At 64.7% G+C, this 17,250-nt stretch carries 14 protein-coding genes and 2 pseudogenes; 14 read left to right on the top strand and 2 right to left on the bottom strand.

Annotation, left to right across the window (positions count from 1 at the left end):
- Nucleotide 1: 1 nt before the first annotated feature.
- Genes MTX21_RS17675 through uxuA form a run of 3 tightly spaced genes read left to right on the top strand, consistent with a single transcriptional unit; the run spans nucleotide 2 to nucleotide 3,660 of the window.
- Complete coding sequence (locus MTX21_RS17675; protein ID WP_280966051.1) at nucleotides 2-1,408, top strand: TRAP transporter large permease; 1,407 nt, start codon at nucleotides 2-4, stop codon at nucleotides 1,406-1,408.
- Nucleotides 1,405-2,454, top strand: a complete 1,050-nt coding sequence (locus MTX21_RS17670; RefSeq protein ID WP_280966050.1) for an L-idonate 5-dehydrogenase — start codon at nucleotides 1,405-1,407, stop codon at nucleotides 2,452-2,454. Before MTX21_RS17675 ends, MTX21_RS17670 begins: the two co-directional genes overlap by 4 nt.
- A gap of 15 nt (nucleotides 2,455-2,469) precedes the next feature.
- On the top strand, nucleotides 2,470-3,660 hold the full coding sequence (gene uxuA / locus MTX21_RS17665) for a mannonate dehydratase (RefSeq protein ID WP_280966049.1): 1,191 nt from the start codon (nucleotides 2,470-2,472) through the stop codon (nucleotides 3,658-3,660).
- Here the strand turns inward: uxuA and MTX21_RS17660 are convergent.
- Entirely contained in the window at nucleotides 3,654-4,592 is a 939-nt protein-coding gene (locus MTX21_RS17660; protein WP_280966048.1) for a LysR family transcriptional regulator, read from the bottom strand. The two genes, uxuA and MTX21_RS17660, sit on opposite strands and share 7 nt — an antisense overlap.
- Before the next feature lie 215 nt (nucleotides 4,593-4,807).
- Between MTX21_RS17660 and MTX21_RS17655 the strand changes: the two are divergent.
- The 6 genes and pseudogenes from MTX21_RS17655 (at nucleotide 4,808) to MTX21_RS17630 (ending at nucleotide 10,721) form a co-directional block, all read left to right on the top strand.
- Nucleotides 4,808-5,887, top strand: a pseudogene (locus MTX21_RS17655) (ABC transporter ATP-binding protein).
- A 35-nt stretch (nucleotides 5,888-5,922) separates the two neighbouring features.
- Nucleotides 5,923-6,639, top strand: a complete 717-nt coding sequence (locus tag MTX21_RS17650; RefSeq protein ID WP_280966047.1) for an HAD family hydrolase — start codon at nucleotides 5,923-5,925, stop codon at nucleotides 6,637-6,639.
- Nucleotides 6,640-6,654: 15 nt separating this feature from the next.
- Nucleotides 6,655-7,962 (top strand): FAD-binding oxidoreductase, encoded by a 1,308-nt coding sequence (locus MTX21_RS17645; RefSeq protein WP_280966046.1) that lies wholly within the window; start codon nucleotides 6,655-6,657, stop codon nucleotides 7,960-7,962.
- 29 nt (nucleotides 7,963-7,991) lie between these two features.
- Nucleotides 7,992-9,053 (top strand): ABC transporter substrate-binding protein, encoded by a 1,062-nt coding sequence (locus MTX21_RS17640; RefSeq protein WP_280966045.1) that lies wholly within the window; start codon nucleotides 7,992-7,994, stop codon nucleotides 9,051-9,053.
- Nucleotides 9,054-9,126: 73 nt separating this feature from the next.
- Nucleotides 9,127-9,939: an ABC transporter permease gene (locus MTX21_RS17635; RefSeq protein WP_280971084.1), complete on the top strand. Its 813-nt coding sequence runs from the start codon at nucleotides 9,127-9,129 to the stop codon at nucleotides 9,937-9,939.
- Nucleotides 9,936-10,721: an ABC transporter permease gene (locus MTX21_RS17630; RefSeq protein ID WP_280966044.1), complete on the top strand. Its 786-nt coding sequence runs from the start codon at nucleotides 9,936-9,938 to the stop codon at nucleotides 10,719-10,721. The genes MTX21_RS17635 and MTX21_RS17630 overlap by 4 nt, the downstream gene beginning before the upstream one ends.
- A gap of 348 nt (nucleotides 10,722-11,069) precedes the next feature.
- Here MTX21_RS17630 and MTX21_RS17625 read toward each other — a convergent pair whose 3' ends face one another.
- Entirely contained in the window at nucleotides 11,070-11,720 is a 651-nt protein-coding gene (locus tag MTX21_RS17625; protein ID WP_280966043.1) for a TetR/AcrR family transcriptional regulator, read from the bottom strand.
- Between the two features lie 214 nt (nucleotides 11,721-11,934).
- On the opposite strand from MTX21_RS17625, the gene MTX21_RS17620 reads away from it, so the two are divergent.
- From MTX21_RS17620 to MTX21_RS17600, 5 genes and pseudogenes are all read left to right on the top strand, one after another.
- A complete protein-coding gene (locus MTX21_RS17620; RefSeq protein WP_280966042.1) occupies nucleotides 11,935-13,275 on the top strand; it encodes an MFS transporter in 1,341 nt (446 codons plus the stop codon).
- Nucleotides 13,276-13,299: 24 nt separating this feature from the next.
- Nucleotides 13,300-14,787, top strand: coding sequence for a carboxylesterase family protein (locus tag MTX21_RS17615; protein ID WP_280966041.1), 1,488 nt, complete (start codon nucleotides 13,300-13,302; stop codon nucleotides 14,785-14,787).
- Between the two features lie 22 nt (nucleotides 14,788-14,809).
- Nucleotides 14,810-15,553 (top strand): annotated as a pseudogene (locus MTX21_RS17610) (carboxylesterase family protein); the annotation flags it as partial.
- 260 nt (nucleotides 15,554-15,813) lie between these two features.
- Complete coding sequence (locus MTX21_RS17605) at nucleotides 15,814-16,485, top strand: carboxylesterase family protein (RefSeq protein WP_280966040.1); 672 nt, start codon at nucleotides 15,814-15,816, stop codon at nucleotides 16,483-16,485.
- A gap of 322 nt (nucleotides 16,486-16,807) precedes the next feature.
- Nucleotides 16,808-17,212: an EF-hand domain-containing protein gene (locus MTX21_RS17600; RefSeq protein ID WP_280966039.1), complete on the top strand. Its 405-nt coding sequence runs from the start codon at nucleotides 16,808-16,810 to the stop codon at nucleotides 17,210-17,212.
- Nucleotides 17,213-17,250 lie beyond the last annotated feature (38 nt).

Raw genomic sequence — 17,250 nt, 5'->3', positions numbered from 1 at the left:
CATGCTGCTGTTGCTTGGGGGCTTTCTCATCCTGATGCTGCTCGGCCTGCCCGTGGCGCTCGCCATGGCGACCTCATCGCTGCTCTATATTCTGGTCAGCGGCGTGACGCCGGACGTCACGCTGGCGCAGCGCATGATCGCCGGCGTCGAGAGCTTTCCGCTGCTCGCCGTTCCCTTCTTCATTCTCGCCGGCAATCTCATGAACATTGCCGGCGTGACGGGGCGCATCTACAAATTCGCGGTCGCGCTGGTCGGCTGGATGCGCGGCGGCCTCGGCCACGTCAACATCATCGGCTCGGTGATCTTCTCCGGCATGTCCGGCACCGCGATCGCCGATGCCGCCGGTCTTGGCACCATCGAAATCAAGGCGATGAAGGACCACGGCTACTCCACCGAGTTCTCGGTCGGCGTCACCGCGGCGTCCGCGACGCTCGGGCCCATCATCCCGCCCTCGCTGCCCTTCGTGATCTACGGCATGATGGCGAACGTCTCGATCGGGGCGCTGTTCCTGGGCGGTGTGATTCCCGGCGTCGTCATGACGCTGCTCATGATGGCGACCGTCACCTACTTCGCGCACAAGAACAAATGGGGCAGCGATACCCCGTTCTCGTGGCCGCAGCTCGGTTCGGCGGGCCTCGAGATCGTTATCGTGCTCAGCTTCCCGCTTGCGATCTGGCTGATGACTCTCGCCGGCCTCTCCACTAACCTCGCTGTGGTCATCGGGCTCGGCGCGCTGCTCGCGCTCGACTGGTATTTCGACTTCTCGGCGGTGATGGCGCTGATGGCGCCGGTAATCCTGATCGGCGGCATGACGCTCGGATGGTTCACGCCGACGGAGGCCGCGGTCGCGGCGGTGATCTGGTCTCTGTTCCTCGGCCTCGTGCGCTACCGCACCATGACGTTGAAGACGGTCGCCAAGGCGACGTTCGACACCATCGAGACCACGGCGTCCGTGCTCTTCATCGTCACCGCCGCGTCGATCTTCGCCTGGTTGCTGACGGTGTCGCAGGCTGCGCAGACGCTCTCGGATTGGATGCTGAGCGTCACCCACAACAAATGGGTGTTCCTGTTGCTCGCCAACATTCTGATCCTGTTCGTCGGCTGCTTCATCGACACTATAGCCGCGATCACCATCCTGGTGCCGATCCTGCTGCCAATCGTGCTCAAGCTCGGCATCGATCCGATCCACTTCGGCCTGATCATGACGCTGAACCTGATGATCGGCCTGCTGCATCCGCCGCTCGGCATGGTGCTGTTCGTGCTCGCGCGCGTCGCAAAACTCTCGGTCGAGCGCACCACGGTCGCGATCCTGCCCTGGCTGGTGCCGCTGCTGCTCGCGCTGATCGCGATCACCTACATCCCCGACCTGACCCTCTGGCTGCCAAAATACATGGGACTGTCCAAATGACCACCACAGCTCTCGCCGCAACCCTGTTCGGCCCCGAAGACCTGCGCATGATCGAGCACCCGCTCGAGAAACTGGCGCAAGGCATGGTGCGCATCCGCTTCGGTGCCGGCGGCATCTGCGGTTCGGACATGCACTACTTTCGTCACGCCCGCACCGGCGATTTCGTGGTGAAGTCGCCCTTGGTGCTCGGACACGAGATTTCGGGGGAGGTGGTGGAGATCGCCGGATCCGCAGCCAGCCTGAAGGTCGGCGACCGCGTCGCGGTCAATCCGTCGCGCTGGTGCGGACATTGCGTCGCCTGCCGCGAGGGGCGGCCGAATCTTTGCGAGAACATCTTCTTCATGGGCTCGGCCTCGAAGACCCCGCACATGCAGGGCGGCTTCGCCAACTATTTCGACGCCATCCCGGCGCAGTGCGCGAAGATTCCCGATCACGTCTCCTATCAAGCGGCGGCGCTCGCCGAGCCGCTCGCGGTCTGCCTGCACGCGGTCGCGCGCGCCGGCAACATCGAGGGTAAGCGCGGCATTATCTTCGGCGCCGGGCCGATCGGGCTGTTGACCATGCTCGCCGCGCGCCGGGCCGGCATCGCCGACATCACGGTTGCGGATATCGCGCCGGCGCCGCTCGCGTTTGCGACCCGGCTCGGTGCGGATCACGTCGAGAATGTCGCGAGCGGCGAGGATGGCCTGAAGGCGCAGGCCGCAGCGCGTCCCTATGATGTCGCGTTCGAGGTGTCCGGCACGGCGGCGGGCCTTGCCAGCGCGATTGGCATCGTCAGGCGCGGCGGCACGGTGGTGCAGATCGGCAATCTGCCGGGTGGCCAGATTTCGGTGCCGGCGAATGCCGTGATGGCGAAGGAGATCGACCTGCGCGGTTCGTTCCGCTTCGGCCTCGAGTTCATGACGGCAGTGGAACTGATCGCCGCCGGCAGCGTCGATGTGCTGTCGCTGGTCACGGCCGAGCGGCCGCTGTCGACGGCACCCGATGCGCTCCGCCTCGCGCTCGATCGCTCGCAGAGCGTCAAGGTCGTGCTGACCGCGAACTGATTGGAGAGAATGCGCATGATGCTGCAGGGATGGCGCTGGTACGGGCCCGATGATCCCGTGTCGCTCGACGATGTCAGGCAGGCCGGCGCGACCGACATCGTCTCGGCGCTGCACCAGATCCCGATCGGGGAGGCCTGGACGCGCAAGGCGGTCGAGGAGCGCAAGAACTTCATCGAGCGCGGCCAGCCCGGCCGCTCGCAACTGACCTGGTCGGTGGTGGAATCGATTCCGATCCCCGACGACGTCAAGCGGTTAGGGGGCAAGGCGACGCGATCGATCGAGGCGTGGATCGCGAGCCTCGAAGCGGTGGCCGCGGCCGGCATCAAGATCATCTGCTACAATTTCATGCCGGTGGTCGACTGGTGCCGCACCGATCTCGAGTGGGAGCTGCCGAACGGCGCCCGCGCGATGCGCTTCGACCAGGACCGCTTTGCTGCCTTCGAGCTGCACATCCTGAAGCGGCCCGCGGCGCTGCAGGAATACTCACCTGAGCAGCAAGCGCGCGCGAAAAGACTGTTCGAGCAGATGACGCAGGCCGATATCGATTATCTGGTCATGGTCATCGCCAGCGCGTTGCCGGGCTCGACCACCGAGCCGATGACCATCCCCCAATTCCGCGACCGGCTCGAGCAGTATCGCGAGATCACGCCAAATGTCCTGCGCCAGCATCTCGTCGAGTTCCTCGCGCGCGTCGCCCCGGTCGCCGAGCAGCTCGGCGTGTCCTTGACGCTGCATCCCGACGATCCGCCGCGCCCGCTGTTCGGCCTGCCGCGAGTCGCCTCGACCGCGGGCGACTATCAGGCGCTGTTCGATGCCGTGCCGTCGAAGGCCAACGGCATCTGCCTATGCACGGGTTCGCTCGGCGTTCGTCCCGGCAACAATCTGCCTGAGATGTCCGAACGCTTTGGCCCGCGCATCGCATTCGCGCATCTGCGCGCCACCAAGCGCGAGGCCGACGGTCTCTCGTTCTACGAGTCCGATCATCTCGACGGCGACGTCGACATGGTTGCGGTGCTGAAAGCACTGCTGAAGGAGAACGCGCGGCGTTCGCCGGACCGGCAGATCGTCTTCCGCCCCGATCACGGCCACCGCATGCTCGACGACCTCGCCGCCACCAAGCGCACCAATCCCGGCTACACCGCGATCGGACGCCTGCGCGGCCTTGCCGAGCTGCGCGGCGCGATCCGCGCGATCGGGCATCAGTAGCAGGCGGCCATCGCTCCGAGCTTCGGATAGAGCCGGTCGATCGCTGCGATTTCGCTTCTCATCTGCGCGATGATCCAGTCGCGAATCTCGGTCGCGATGGGGCGCATCGGCCGGTTGCGCGGCGGCAGGAATTCGCAGATGCGCCGTGTGGTGGTGAGCGTGTCGGATGCCGGCACCAGCGCACCGGTCAAGAGCCAGTGCGAGGTCACCGTCAGCCAGCCGAGCGCGATGCCCTGGCCGAGCAGGGCGGCCTGCACCACCACCGCATAGTCCGTGAAGCTCAGCGTCTTGGCCGGAGCGCAGCGCCGGGTGAGGAACGATGGATAATCCGCCGCCCAATCGCCGGGCGTCTCGGCGAGCCGGATGATCGTGTTGCCGTCGGCAGGCTCGGATTCGCCGAGATAGGCAGGGCTGCACACCGGCAACGTGACTTCCTTCATTACCAGCGTGCCGCCGGATGAAGGCTCGTCGCGGTCGCGGAAGCGCATGCCCAGATCGACATTGTCCACCGGTCCGCGCAGCGCGCCGGAGATCAGCTGGAAGCGCAAATCGACCTGCGGAAACTGCCGCTGCAGCTTGTCGATGCGTGGCATCAGCCAATGCGTGGTGAAAGCGGAGGAGACCGAGAGCGTGACGGTCTCGGTGCCCTTGCGGCGCCGCTCGATCTCCACCAGCCCGGTCTCGATGCTGCGAAAGCCTTCGAGCACGCGTCGATACAAGAGTTCGCCTTCCTCGGTGAGCACCGCGCGCCCCGCCGTGCGATCGAACAGGCGAACGCCGAGATGCTCTTCGAACTGGCCGAGCATCCGGCTCACTGCCGGCTGCGTGACGTTCAGTTCGGCGGCCGCCGCGGTAAAGCTGCCGTTGCGCGCCGCTGCGTCGAAGACGAACAGGGCGTTACTGGAAGGCAGCATCCGGCGCAGCTCGGGCATAACGCCATGTTATGAGGTGGGTAAGAATTTGGCAATTGCCGAGTTTTGCCAAGTCTGATGTCATCGACATGACAGCTTGGGAACAAGGCTCGGGAGAGAAGATTGCGTGCTCGTGAGGCCGCAATCGCAAGGTGCTCGCCCGCCCTGTCTATAAAACAAGCTTATGGCGCGCAGAGAGGCACGCCAAAGGGACGGACGGAAGACGAGGTCGATCGTTGGACAAACGAGCGGAAAGCGTCGAGATCAAATCCGCGAGTAAGGCTTACGGCCCGGTTCGCGCCCTCGATGACGTGTCCCTCAATGTCGGCGCCGGCGAGTTCGTCTCGCTGCTCGGTCCATCCGGCTCCGGCAAGACCACGCTGCTGGGCATTTTGGGTGGCTTCATTCTGCCGTCGTCCGGCTCGATCCATTTCGGTGGGCGCGACGTCACCTACATGCCGCCGCACAAGCGCGACATCGGCGTGGTGTTCCAGAACTACGCGCTGTTTCCGCACATGAGCGTCGGCGAGAACGTCGCTTTTCCGCTGCGCGCACGGCGTCTGCCGAAATCGATCTGGCCGGACAAGGTGCGCGCAGCGCTGACGATGGTCGGGCTTGCCGGCTAAGAGGAGCGCGGCATCGCACAGCTCTCCGGCGGTCAGCGTCAGCGCGTGGCGCTCGCGCGCGCCATGATCTTCGAGCCGCGCCTGATCCTGATGGACGAGCCGCTCTCCGCGCTCGACAAGCAGCTCCGCGAATCCATGCAGATCGAGCTGCGCGCACTACACAGGCGCATCGGCGCGACCATCATCTATGTCACTCACGACCAGCGCGAGGCGCTGACCATGAGCGACCGCGTTGCCGTGATGAGGGACGGCAGGCTGATCCAGATCGATAAGCCCGAGCGTCTGCACGATCATCCCGCGGACTCCTTCGTCGCCAGCTTCATCGGCGAGGCGACGCTGCTGCCGGTCCGGCGTGTCGATGGTTCCAGCGTCGCGCTCGGCAATGCCTTGCTGCGCAGCGCGCGGGCCATTCCATCAGGCGACGCCTTGATGCTCGCCGTGCACAGCGAGAAGCTTCTGATCGAGGATGGCGCGCAGGATGCCGCCTGCAACCGGCTGACCGGCATCGTCACCGACATTGTCTACCAGGGCGAGAGCCTGCGCATCTTCCTGGCGCTCGCCGATGGGATCGCGCTCAGCCTGCGCCAGCCGAGTTATCACCAGGCCTATCGCCGCATACCGCCGCTTGGCGGCAGCCTCACCGTCACCCTTCACCCCGAGGACACTATCGTCGTGCCCAGGGACGACTGATCCCCGCCTTGTCCAACCCGAGAGAAGAAGCCAAAATGTCGACAGCAGCCTCGTTCAGCAACTTCAAGGTCCTCACCTTCGATGTGGTCGGCACCCTCATCGATTTCGAGACCGGCGTGCTTTCCGCTGTGCGCAGGATCTCGGGCAGGTCACCGGCCGAGCTCAGCGACGACCAAATCTTCGAGTCCTACAAGCGCGGTCGCGACAAGCACTATGAGCGCTCGAGCGAGGTGATGTTCCACGTCTATCGCCATCTCGCCAAGGAGCTCGGGCTGCCCGCTGACGACGCGTCGTGCGACGCTTTCCAGCTCGCCGTGCTGCGCTGGGCACCGTTTGCCGATTCCGTCGAGGCGCTGAAGCGCTTGCGCACGAAGTTCCGCCTGGTCGCGATGACCAACGCCGACCGTGTCGCGCTGTCCTGCTATGCCCACGCGCTCGGCAATCCCTTCGACGACACGGTGTGCGCCGACGACACCGGAGTTGCAAAACCAAATCCGGAGTTCTTCGCCTACAACAAGGGCCGCCAGTCGGCCTTCGGCTACAAGCAGTCCGATATCCTGCACGTCGCGCAGAGCCAGTATCACGACATCGGGATCGCGCGGAAACTCGGCTACAAGGTGTGCTGGATCGAGCGGCGCCAGGGCATGGCCGGTTTCGGTGGCACGCCCGCCGTCGAGACGCTGACCAAGCCGGACTTTCACTTTCCGACCTTGAGCGCTCTCGCCGACGCGGCGATCGGCCCAGCGGCGTAACTGGTGAGCGCGGGCATGACGCGGAACTGGAGCGCGCTACCATTTGCCAACTCGCTGTGGGCCGCCACGGCTGGGCCGGCGCGCGACTTTCCGGTCCTGTCGGGCGAGCGTCAGGCGGATGTGGTGATCGTCGGCGCGGGCTATACCGGCCTGTCCGCTGCGCACCACATCGCCAGAAGCGGCCTCGCGCCGGTCGTGCTCGAGGCCAACCGTCCCGGCTGGGGTGCGAGCGGACGCAATGGCGGGGTGATCACCGCAAAGTTCCGCCTGTCGTTCCGCCAGATCGACGCCGCTCATGGCCGCGCCATGGCGCGGCGTATGTATGAGATCGCGCATGAATCGACCGATCTCGTCGAGGAGCTGGTGTCGGAGTTCGGCATCACCAGCGCGGCATTGACGCGCACCGGCCAGGTCAAGGCCGCGCATAACGAGACGACGCTGAAAGCCGCGATCGACGAAGCCGACTGGATGAAGCGCGAGATGGGTGATGCGGAGGTCCGCATCCTCGACAAGCGCGAAGTGCGCGACGAGACAGGTTCCGATATCTTCGTCGGCGGCGTCCTCAATCCCGGCTCCGGCGGCATTCATCCGCTGAACTATGTGCGCGGCCTCGCCGACGGCGTCGCACGCCGCGGTGTCGCGATCTTCCAGCAAACTCCGGTCGTAAGGCTGCGGCGCGAGCAGGACGGTGTCGTCGCCGAGACGCCGCAAGGCGCGGTGCGAGCGAAGCAAGCGATCATCGCCACCAACAGCTATTCCGACCTGACGGATGCGACGGCGCACATGCAGCGCACGCTAATCCCGTTTCGCAGCGCCATCATCGCGACCGACGAGCTGCCGCGCAATCTCGCCGGGCGTCTGATGCCGACGGGGCGCACATACACCGAGACCAAGCGCATGATGCGCTGGTTCCGCATGGTCGACAACCGCGTCGTCTTCGGCGGCCGCGGCGCCTTCGGCAAGCACGACTCCGAACCCGCTTTCGACGCCTTGCGCAGGGCGATGGTCGGCATCTTTCCCGATCTGGCCGATGTACCGCTGGCATTCAGATGGTCGGGCCTCGTCGGCATGACGCTGGACTCCGTGCCGCATATCGGCCGGCTCGACGATCGTACGCTGTTCTCGATGGGCTACAACGGCGCGGGCGTGGCAATGTCGAGCCTGATGGGACGCTATCTCGCCGCCTTCGTCCGCGGCGAGAGGCCTGACGTCGGGCTGCTCGATGCGCGCTGGCTCAGGCCCATTCCGTTCTATCCGCTGCGCGAGCCGGCCGTTCGGATGGTCGCCGGCTGGTACCAGTTCCTGGATGCAATCGGACAATGAGATCCCGTTTGGTGATGGAGGAGGCGAGGATGAAAACGAAAATGGACGCCAGACTTGGGTACGCCCTGTTGGGCGCTTCTCTCGGCGCGATTGCGCTGACCGGCACCGCGGCGAGGGCCGCCGAGCAGATCACCTTCGTCTCGCAAGGCGGCGCCTATCAGCAGGCGCAGACGGTGGCAATCCTCGATCCCTCCGCCAAGAAGCTCGGCATCACCATCAACCAGGACTCCGTTCCCGACGCCTGGCCTGCGATCAAGACCCAGGTCGGTAGCGGCAAGCCGATCTGGGATGTGGTGGACACACCGACCGGCTATTGCCTGCGTGGCGGCGAGCAGGGGCTGATCGAGAAGCTCGACTTCTCGAAGATCCCCAATGCCGCGGCGATGCCGGAGGCCTATCGCAGCCCCTATTCGATCTCCTACGAGTTCTATTCCAGCGTGCTTGCTTACAGCCAGAAGACGTTCCCGAAGGACGCGCCGAATAGCTGGGCCGATTTCTGGGACGTCAAGAGGTTCCCCGGCCGCCGCGCGCTGCGCAACCACCCGATCGCTACGCTCGAAGCGGCGCTGATGGCCGATGGCGTCGCGCCCGACAAGCTCTATCCGCTCGACGTCGACCGTGCCTTCAAGAAGCTCGAGGAGATCAAGCCGCACATCACGGTGTGGTGGACTTCCGGCGCGCAATCGGCACAGCTTCTCAACGACGGCGAGGTCGACATGGAGATGGCCTGGAATGGCCGCGTCAGCGCCGTCGCCAAGGAGGGCGCGAAAGTGTCCTTCACGTATAATCAGGGCATCCTGCAGAGCACCTCGCTGTGCATCCTCAAGGGCGCGCCGAACCTCGATACAGCGGTGAAGTTCCTCAACGAGGCGGTCGACCCCGTGCACCAGGCCAATCTGCCGCTCAACATCGACTACGGTCCCGGCAATCCCAAGGCGTTCGGGACCGGCGTGATCAAGCCGGAGCGCGCCGCGCAATTGCCGAGCGAACCGGCCAATGCGGTCAAGCAGGCGCTGATGTCCTACGCCTGGTGGTCGTCGCCGGCGGGCGAGGCGGCCGAGAAGCGCTGGGCGTCCTTCATGCAGAAGTGAGACGAGCGAGGCAGCGTTGACGACATTCGTGCCACCTCCCGCCCAAAAGCATCAGCGCCGCGAGCACGGCCTGATGCTGGCCCTGGTGTCGCCGGCGCTGCTCGTGATCCTCCTGCTCATCGTCCTGCCGGTGGGCTGGCTCGCCTGGCAGTCGGTCTACCATGATGGCTTCACGCTGGAACACTACCGGCGCATCTTCACCGAAGACGTCTACTGGCGCAGCTTCGCGCTGACCTTCGAGATCAGCCTCTCCGTTACCGTGCTCGCGCTGCTGCTCGGCTATCCCGTCGCATATCTCGCCAATGCCGTGCCGAAAGGGTGGAGCATCGTCATCCTCGCGCTCGTGGTGCTGCCGTTCTGGACCAGCGTGCTGGTCCGCGCCTATGCCTGGCTCGCGCTACTTCAGCGCACAGGTGTGATCAACCAGTTCCTGCGCTACCTCGATGTGATCGGCGAACCGCTTGCGCTCGTCCACAACACCTTCGGCACGGGGGTCGCGACCGTGCACATCCTGCTGCCCTTCATGGTGCTGCCGCTCTACGCCACCATGCAGAAGATCCCGAACGATCTGATGCTGGCCGGCGCCAGCCTGGGTGCGAGTCCCGCGCTGACCTTCCTTCGCGTCTTCCTGCCGCTGTCGCTGCCGGGCGTGCTCGCCGGTTCGACCATGGTGTTCGTGCTTTGCCTCGGCTTCTACATCACGCCCGAGCTGCTCGGCGGCGGCCGCACCGTGATGGTGTCGATGCTGGTGAGCCGCAATGTCGAACTCTACAATCAGTTCGGCGCGGCGAGCGCGGTCGCCGTCGTGCTTCTCGTCGGCGTGCTCCTGATCTTCTTCGTCGTAAGCCGTTTCATCTCGCTCGATCGCGTGCTGGGGCAGAAGTGATGCGACGTTCGCCCGCCCGGATCGCCCTGTACGTGATCAGCGCCCTTGTGCTGGTCTATCTGATCCTGCCGGTCGTGATCATCGTGCCGATCTCGTTCTCCAGCGCGCGCTTCCTGACCTTCCCGCCGCCGTCTCTCTCGCTGCGCTGGTACCAGCAGTATTTCGCAAACCCTGCCTGGATGCAGGCGACGCGGGTGACACTCACGCTCGCGCTTCTCACCGTCCTGATCGCGACGCCGCTTGGCGTCGCCGCCGCTTATGCCATCAGCCAGTCGAAGCTGCGCATCATGCGCCTGATCCACATGATGCTGCTGTTGCCGCTGGTGGTGCCGATCATCATCACAGCCGTCGGCATCTTCTTCGTCTATGCCAGGGTCGGCCTGGTCGCGACGATGCCCGGCCTCTTGCTCGCCAATGTGATGCTGGGCCTGCCTTACGTGGTCATTTCGGTGCTTGCGGGGCTGCAGAGCTTCGATCCGGCGCAGGAGATGGTGGCGCGCAGCCTCGGCATGAACCGCCTGCGCAGCTTCTTCGCGGTGACGCTGCCGCAGATCAAGTCCAGCGTGGTCGCCGGCGGCATCTTCGCCTTCATCTCGGCGATGGACGAGACCATCGTCGCGCTGTTCATCTCCGGCGGTCAGTACCAGCCGCTGACGAAGCGCATGTTCACCGCGCTCCGCGACGAGATCGATCCGACCATTGCCGCGATCTCGACGCTGATGACGGCAGCCTCGTTCATGCTGGTGCTGCTGGCGAGCGCAAGGCAGCGCAAGAGCGGGTGAGGGCGCCCATCGGGGGCCTCCAACCGAAAATGCGAAAACAACCCCATGCAAAGTAGAACCACTGTCCGCGGGCAAGGAGACCTTGCGCGGCGTAAGGCATTGACGGGACGGGAAAATCAGCGAAACGGGCGCGTCAACGAGCGGACTCGACGCTTTGCGGCGCTCGCAATGACGAGCTTGCGGCACGAGCATTCCGTACTCTGGTGTCATCGCCCGCGAAGGCGGGCGATCCAGTATTCGAGAGGCAGCGCGAGGATACGGAGAAGCTGCGGCGTACTGGATGCCCCGGTCAAGCCGGGGCATGACAGCGGTGTGTGCCGAACGGTTTCGTCCGCCTGACTGCTTCCCTCACTTGCCCACCGCCAGCCAGGCCAATATCATCTCCACGATCTGCTGCCGGCTCTTCGCCAGCACCTTCGGGTCGCTGAGGTCGCGGTCGAACAGCGCGCCGAAGGTGTGGCGATTGGCGACGCGGAAGAAGCAGTAGGAGCTGATGGCTTGATGCAGGTCGATGGCGTCGACGTCGTCGCGAAACACGCCTTCCGCACGGCCGCGCGCGAGGATGCCACTGAGCGTTGCGATCACGCTGGCGTTGAGCTGGCGCAGTTGCGGCGTCTGCTTGAGGTGCTTGCCGTAGTGAATGTTCTCGATGCTGACGAGGCGGATGAAGTTCGGATTGCGCTCGTCGTGGTCGAAGGTCGCCTCGATCAGCCGGCGCAGTCCCTCGCGAGCGTCGCAGCGCGCGATGTCGAGCTGATCCTCCAGCGCGCGGATGCTGCGATAGGCCTCCGCCAGCACCGCGAGGTAGAGCTGCTCCTTGCCGCCGAAATAGTAATAGATCATCCGCTTGGAGGTGCGGGTTCGCGCCGCGATCGCATCGACGCGGGCGCCGGAATAGCCCTCGCGGGCGAATTCCTCCGTCGCCACTTCGAGGATGTCGCGCTTGGTGCGCTCGGGGTCGTTGGTGCGCTTGGGTGGGGGCGGCATGCGCTCGAGCATCACTGTTTCTCCCGCCAGTCCTATGGATCACCTTGAACGTGAAGGCAAATTTCGCCTGTCGAGACGTCGCTTCGGCACGATCTTGCATAAACGTACTAGTTCGTACATTATCGTCCCAAATCGAGGTTGCGGCAACTAGAACCATAAAACGCGCGAGGCGGACGACCTGCCGGACGCGAGCCGCAGCAAGCGCTGTGATTGGGGAGGAGATTTCATGACGTTGACGTCAACCGCGTCGCTGCACGCGCCATCCGCGACTGAGGCCACCGAGAACAAGCTGCCGAAGCGCGCCGCGCTTGTCAGCTTCGTCGGCAGCATGCTCGAATACTACGACTTCTTCATCTACGGCACCGCGGCCGCGCTGATCTTTCCAAAAGTGTTCTTCGCCAATGTCAATCCCTCGACCGCAACGCTGCTCGCGCTGCTCTCCTTCGGCATCGGCTACATTGCCCGGCCGGTCGGCGCCATCATCCTCGGTCATTTCGGCGACCGCATCGGCCGCAAGACGGTCCTGCTATTCACGCTCGTCCTGATGGGCGGCTCGACGCTCGCCATCGGCCTGTTGCCGGACGCCAAAGCGATCGGCAACGCCGCGCCGATCATCCTGACGCTGCTCCGCCTCTTGCAGGGGCTGTCGGCGGCCGGCGAGCAGAGCGGGGCGAACTCGCTGACGCTGGAGCACTCCGCCAACTCCAACCGCGCCTTCTTCACGAGCTGGACGCTCAGCGGCACGCAGGCCGGCGCGATCTTGGCGACGCTGGTGTTCATCCCGGTGTCGAGACTGCCGGAGGACCAGCTCTTGAGCTGGGGCTGGCGCATTCCGTTCCTGCTCTCGGCGCTCGTGCTGCTGGTCGCCTATCTCGTGCGCCGGACCATGCCCGAAACGCCTGTCTTCAACGCGATCAAGGACAAGGCAAAGGTCGCCCGTTTCCCGGTGGTCGCCCTTTTGCGCGACTACTGGTCGGATGTGCTGCGCGTGATCGTCTGCGCGCTGATCGCCACCGTGAGCACCATGACCGCCGTGTTCGCACTCGGCTACGCAACGAGCAAATTCGGCGTGGCGCGTCCGACCATGCTGTGGGCCGGCGTGCTCGGCAACGTCACCGCGCTGATCACCCAGCCGCTATGGGCGCTGCTGGCCGACCGTATCGGCCGCAAGCCGGTGTTCATCGGCGGCGTGCTCGGCTGCGCAGTGCTGGTGTTCCCGTACTTCATCGCGGTGACCTCGGGGAATACGCTCGCGATCTTCGCCGCCGCGATGATCCTGTCCGGCATCATCTACGCCGCGCCGAACGCGATCTGGCCGTCCTTCTATGCCGAGATGTTCGAGGCGCGCGTGCGCTACTCCGGCACCGCGATCGGCACCCAGCTCGGCTTCCTCGCCGCCGGCTTCACGCCGCTGGTGAGCGCGAGCCTGGTCGGTGAGGGGCCCAATGGCTGGATCCCCGTCGCGATCTTCGTCGCCTGCTGCTGCGTGATCTCGGCAGCATCCGCGGCGACCGCGCGCGAAACCCACACCGTCGACATCGCCGATCTCGGCAAGCCGCGCGGCTGAAGCGAAAGACAGGGTGACGATCGCATGCTGACCGACGTAGTTCCGACGACGAGCGGGCTCATTGTCGGCACCGAGCGGGCTGGCGTGCGCGCCTTCAAGGGCGTGCCGTTCGCGGTCGCACGGCGCTTTGCGAAGGCAGCACCGCCTCGCGCCTGGACGGAGCCGCACCGCTGCACGGACTACGGCGCCTACGCGCCGCAGCCCGGTCACCTCGATCATGCTGACGAGGCGTCCTGTCTCAGCCTGAACATCTGGACGCCGGCAGGCGCCGATCGCCCGTTGCCGGTGCTGTTCTTCGTTCATGGCGGCGCCTTCGTCACCGGTGGCGGCGCCGATTACGACGGCGCCTTCCTTGCCGTGCACGGTCCGGCGGTGATCGTCACCATCAACTACCGACTCGGTCCGCTCGGCTTCCTGCAGCTCCATCGCCACGGACTGGACGAGGCCAACAATCTCGCGATGTCGGACGCGCTCTTAGCGCTCGACTGGGTGCGAGCCAACATCGCGAATTTCGGTGGCGATCCGGACGCGGTGACGCTGTCGGGCCAATCGGCCGGCGCGTCCATGGTGATTGCGTTGGCAACCTTGCCGCAAGCCAAGGGCAAGTTCATTCGCGCCCTTGCGCTCAGCGCGCCCGGCCGAAACATCACGAGCGTCGATCATGCCGACGAGGTCGCCGTCCGCGTGCTCGCCGAGCTCGAGCTTGCGCACCATCCCGCAGCGATCGCGGATGTGCCGTTGCCGCAGCTCTTCGCGGCGGTGGAGCGCGTCGGTCGGAGGCTCGCGGATGAGACCGAATCAGGCACCGTGTTCGGCCCGGTGCTTGACGGCGCCGTGATCCCGCGCGAGCCGCGCGACGTCTTCGCCGACGGCTCCTTGCGCGACATTCCGCTCTGGCTCGGCTCCTGCCGCGACGAGATGGTGATGTTTTTGCAGAGCACCCCGCCGGCCGCGATGATCCGCATCACCGAGCGGCAGGTGCGCGCCGCCTTCGGCGATGCCGGCTGGGAGCGCTTAGCTGCCTGCTACCGCGCGACGGCGCGCGCCGACGAAGATCCCTACGAGGCGCTGTTGTCGGATGCGTTTTGGCACCGCCCGATGGCCGATCTGGCGCGGCTTCACGCAGCAGTCGGCGGTGCGGTGTGGCTGAGCCGGTTCGATCATCGTCCGGCGCTGGAGCCGTTTCTGTCGCAAGGGCCGACCCACGGCGCCGACAATGCCTGCCTCTGGGCGCATCTGCCTGATTTCATCGATCGCCCGATCCTGCGGCGCAAGGGCGGGCCGATGACGCCGGCGGATGTCGAGGTGGCGGTGCGGTTTCAGGCGAGCGTGCTGCGCTTCGTTGCGACCGGCCGGCCCGACGTCGCGGAAGTCTGGCCGCGGTTGGAGTCCGGCAGCGAGCCTCTCGCGATCTTCGGCCAGTCGTTTCATATTGCCCCCCTCAACCAGGGCGAGCGCTTCTGCCTCTGGGCGGAGTTGACCAAACGGTCCCATCGCGCCGCGATGGCGTAAAAAGAAGAACGAAGGAGGCAAGATGAAGGTGGTCAATCGCAAATTCGCACACCTCGTGTTGCAATCGGTCCTGTTGGGCGCGAGCCTCGCGATGCTCGCGGCCTCAGTCGTCGCGCCGGCATCCGCGCAGATTGTCGTAACGCCCATTCCTGGCGATCCCGTCAGCATCGACAGCGGCGCGGTCTCCGGCAAGATGCTGGCGTCGGGCGTCAAGGCCTATTTCGGCATCCCCTATGCCGCGCCGCCGCTCGGCGATCTCCGCTGGCGTGCGCCGCAGAAGGTCGAAGCGTGGAAGGGCGTCTATCATGCCGATCGGTTGGCGCCTGAATGCATTCAGGTGCTGCGCCGGCACAATCTCAATCACTATTTTGGTGAGGAGGCCACGTGCGAAAACTGCCTCTATTTGAACATCTGGGCGAGCGGCGAGGCCAAGCCAGGCGCAAAGCTCCCCGTCGTGGTCTGGATCTACGGCGGCGGCTTCACGCTCGGCTCCAGCGGTATGGCGATGTACGACGGCGAGAACGTCGCCAAGAAGGGCACGATCTTCGTCAGCTTCAACTATCGTGTCGGCATTTTGGGCAATCTTGCCCATCCTGAGCTGACCGCGGAATCGCCGCACCGTGCTTCCGGAAATTACGGCCTGATGGACCAGGTTGCGGTCCTGCAATGGATCAAGCGCAACATCGCGCAATTTGGCGGCGATCCCGATAACGTCACCATCACTGGGCAGTCGGCGGGTGCCATGTCGGTATCCGCGCTCGAAGCGAGCCCGCTGGCGAAGGGTCTGTTCAATCGCGGCTTTGCGATGAGCCTGAGCATGTTCGACAACCGCTTCAAATTCCCGAAGCTGCCGGACGCCGAGAAGATCGGCCTCGAAGTGCAGTCGGCGCTGGGCGCGTCTTCGCTCGCCGAAATGCGGCTGATTCAGGCCGACAGGATCCTGGCGATCAGAAGGATTGCCAGCTCGGCTGTGCCGGCACGATCTCTGTTCCGCTCGATATCGACGGCCATGTCCTGCCCGACACCGTGCCGAATATCTTTGCCGCCGGAAAGCAGAACGACGTCGCCACGGTGGCCGGCTTCACCCGCGACGAAAGCTCGAACGATCTGCGTACTGCGGGGAATCTCGAAGCTTATATGGCGGCTGCAGGAAAACTCTATGGCGATCAGGCCGACCGCTTCCTCGCGCTCTATCCTGCCAAGACCGACGGCGAAGCCAAGGCGATGGGATTGCTTGCCGCGCGCGAGGGGCTAGTCGAGGCTGGCACACGCAACTGGGCCGTGGCGCAGAAGAAGACCGGCAAGGCGCCGTTCTACATGTACATGTTCTCGCGCGTGCATCCCTTTGCGCCCGGCGTCGAATTCTTCGACAATCCGCAGAAGATCGGCGCGTATCACACGTCCGACGTGCCCTATTGGTTTGGCACGCAGGACGCCTTCAACAAGTTCCGCACTACGCGTGTCTGGACCGAGTTCGATCGCGCGCTGTCGGATCGCATGATGGCCACTCTCATCGCCTTCGCGCGCACGGGAGACCCGGGCACGCCGGCGGTGGCGTGGCCGCAATGGACGCTCGACGCACAAAATTATCTGGAGTTTGGCGACGACACCGGCATGCGCGAGGAAAATCGCGCGCGCCTCGATTTCCACACGCCGGCGAACGTCACGCCGTCGACGCCGCGGGTCTCGCGGGACTAAGTTGTGGACTCATAGACCTCCGGGCCAGCTCGTAGGATGGGTAGAGCGAAGCGAAACCCATCAACTCTATTGAAACACAGGTAGGGAGCGGTTGGTTTCGCAAGAGCTCAACCCATCCTACGTGAGCGGATTCCCTGCGGCCATCCTTCGAGACGCCCGCTTTTTGGCGGGCTCCTCAGGATGAGGTCTTGCTTTGCGGCGAAATCTTGGACCCTCATGGTGAGGAGCCCCCCTTACGGCGCGTCTCGAACCATGTACCGGAGGATCAATACCGCTCGTGCGGAATTAGTGGGACGGGCTGCATGTTTCCGAGGAGGTTCGAATGTACATGCGCGTTCTGGGACTCACGACATCTGCTCTCATTGTGGCGTGCGGTATTGCCGGTGCGATTGCACAGGACCGAATGACGCCCCAGCCAGATCAGCAACAAATGCAATCCCATTCCATGAACCAGGAAGGCGCGAGCACCATGGGGCAAGGCGGTATGATGGGGCACGGCATGATGGGAGGACATATGATGGGGCGCGGCATGATGGGTGGGAGGGCGATGGGATCACCTTTTATGATGCGTATGATGTTCGCTCTGATGGACGCCGATGGTGATGGGACAATCTCGCTGCAGGAGTTTCAGGCAGCTCACGAACGGATTTTCAAGGCAATGGACAGCAATAGGGATGGCAAGCTTACCATAGAGGAGATGCAAGCATTTATACATGGGACCAGGTGATCGGCTCCGCGCGGAGGGCGCGTTCGTCGCGCGCGCCA

The sequence above is a fragment of the Bradyrhizobium sp. ISRA430 genome (genome assembly GCF_029909975.1).
GTDB lineage: Bacteria > Pseudomonadota > Alphaproteobacteria > Rhizobiales > Xanthobacteraceae > Bradyrhizobium.
The sequence above is the reverse complement of the archived record's forward strand: the minus strand, read 5'-3'. Positions and strand labels throughout refer to the sequence as shown.

What these genes read in the sequence shown, in the direction of transcription:
- MTX21_RS17675 (WP_280966051.1), top strand. Translation starts at nt 2, where the DNA reads ATGCTGCTGTTGCTTGGGGGCTTTCTCATCCTGATGCTGCTCGGCCTG.
- MTX21_RS17670 (WP_280966050.1), top strand. Translation starts at nt 1,405, where the DNA reads ATGACCACCACAGCTCTCGCCGCAACCCTGTTCGGCCCCGAAGACCTG.
- uxuA (WP_280966049.1), top strand. Translation starts at nt 2,470, where the DNA reads ATGATGCTGCAGGGATGGCGCTGGTACGGGCCCGATGATCCCGTGTCG.
- MTX21_RS17660 (WP_280966048.1), bottom strand. Translation starts at nt 4,592, where the DNA reads ATGCCCGAGCTGCGCCGGATGCTGCCTTCCAGTAACGCCCTGTTCGTC.
- MTX21_RS17650 (WP_280966047.1), top strand. Translation starts at nt 5,923, where the DNA reads ATGTCGACAGCAGCCTCGTTCAGCAACTTCAAGGTCCTCACCTTCGAT.
- MTX21_RS17645 (WP_280966046.1), top strand. Translation starts at nt 6,655, where the DNA reads ATGACGCGGAACTGGAGCGCGCTACCATTTGCCAACTCGCTGTGGGCC.
- MTX21_RS17640 (WP_280966045.1), top strand. Translation starts at nt 7,992, where the DNA reads ATGAAAACGAAAATGGACGCCAGACTTGGGTACGCCCTGTTGGGCGCT.
- MTX21_RS17635 (WP_280971084.1), top strand. Translation starts at nt 9,127, where the DNA reads ATGCTGGCCCTGGTGTCGCCGGCGCTGCTCGTGATCCTCCTGCTCATC.
- MTX21_RS17625 (WP_280966043.1), bottom strand. Translation starts at nt 11,720, where the DNA reads ATGCTCGAGCGCATGCCGCCCCCACCCAAGCGCACCAACGACCCCGAG.
- MTX21_RS17620 (WP_280966042.1), top strand. Translation starts at nt 11,935, where the DNA reads ATGACGTTGACGTCAACCGCGTCGCTGCACGCGCCATCCGCGACTGAG.
- MTX21_RS17615 (WP_280966041.1), top strand. Translation starts at nt 13,300, where the DNA reads ATGCTGACCGACGTAGTTCCGACGACGAGCGGGCTCATTGTCGGCACC.
- MTX21_RS17600 (WP_280966039.1), top strand. Translation starts at nt 16,808, where the DNA reads ATGTACATGCGCGTTCTGGGACTCACGACATCTGCTCTCATTGTGGCG.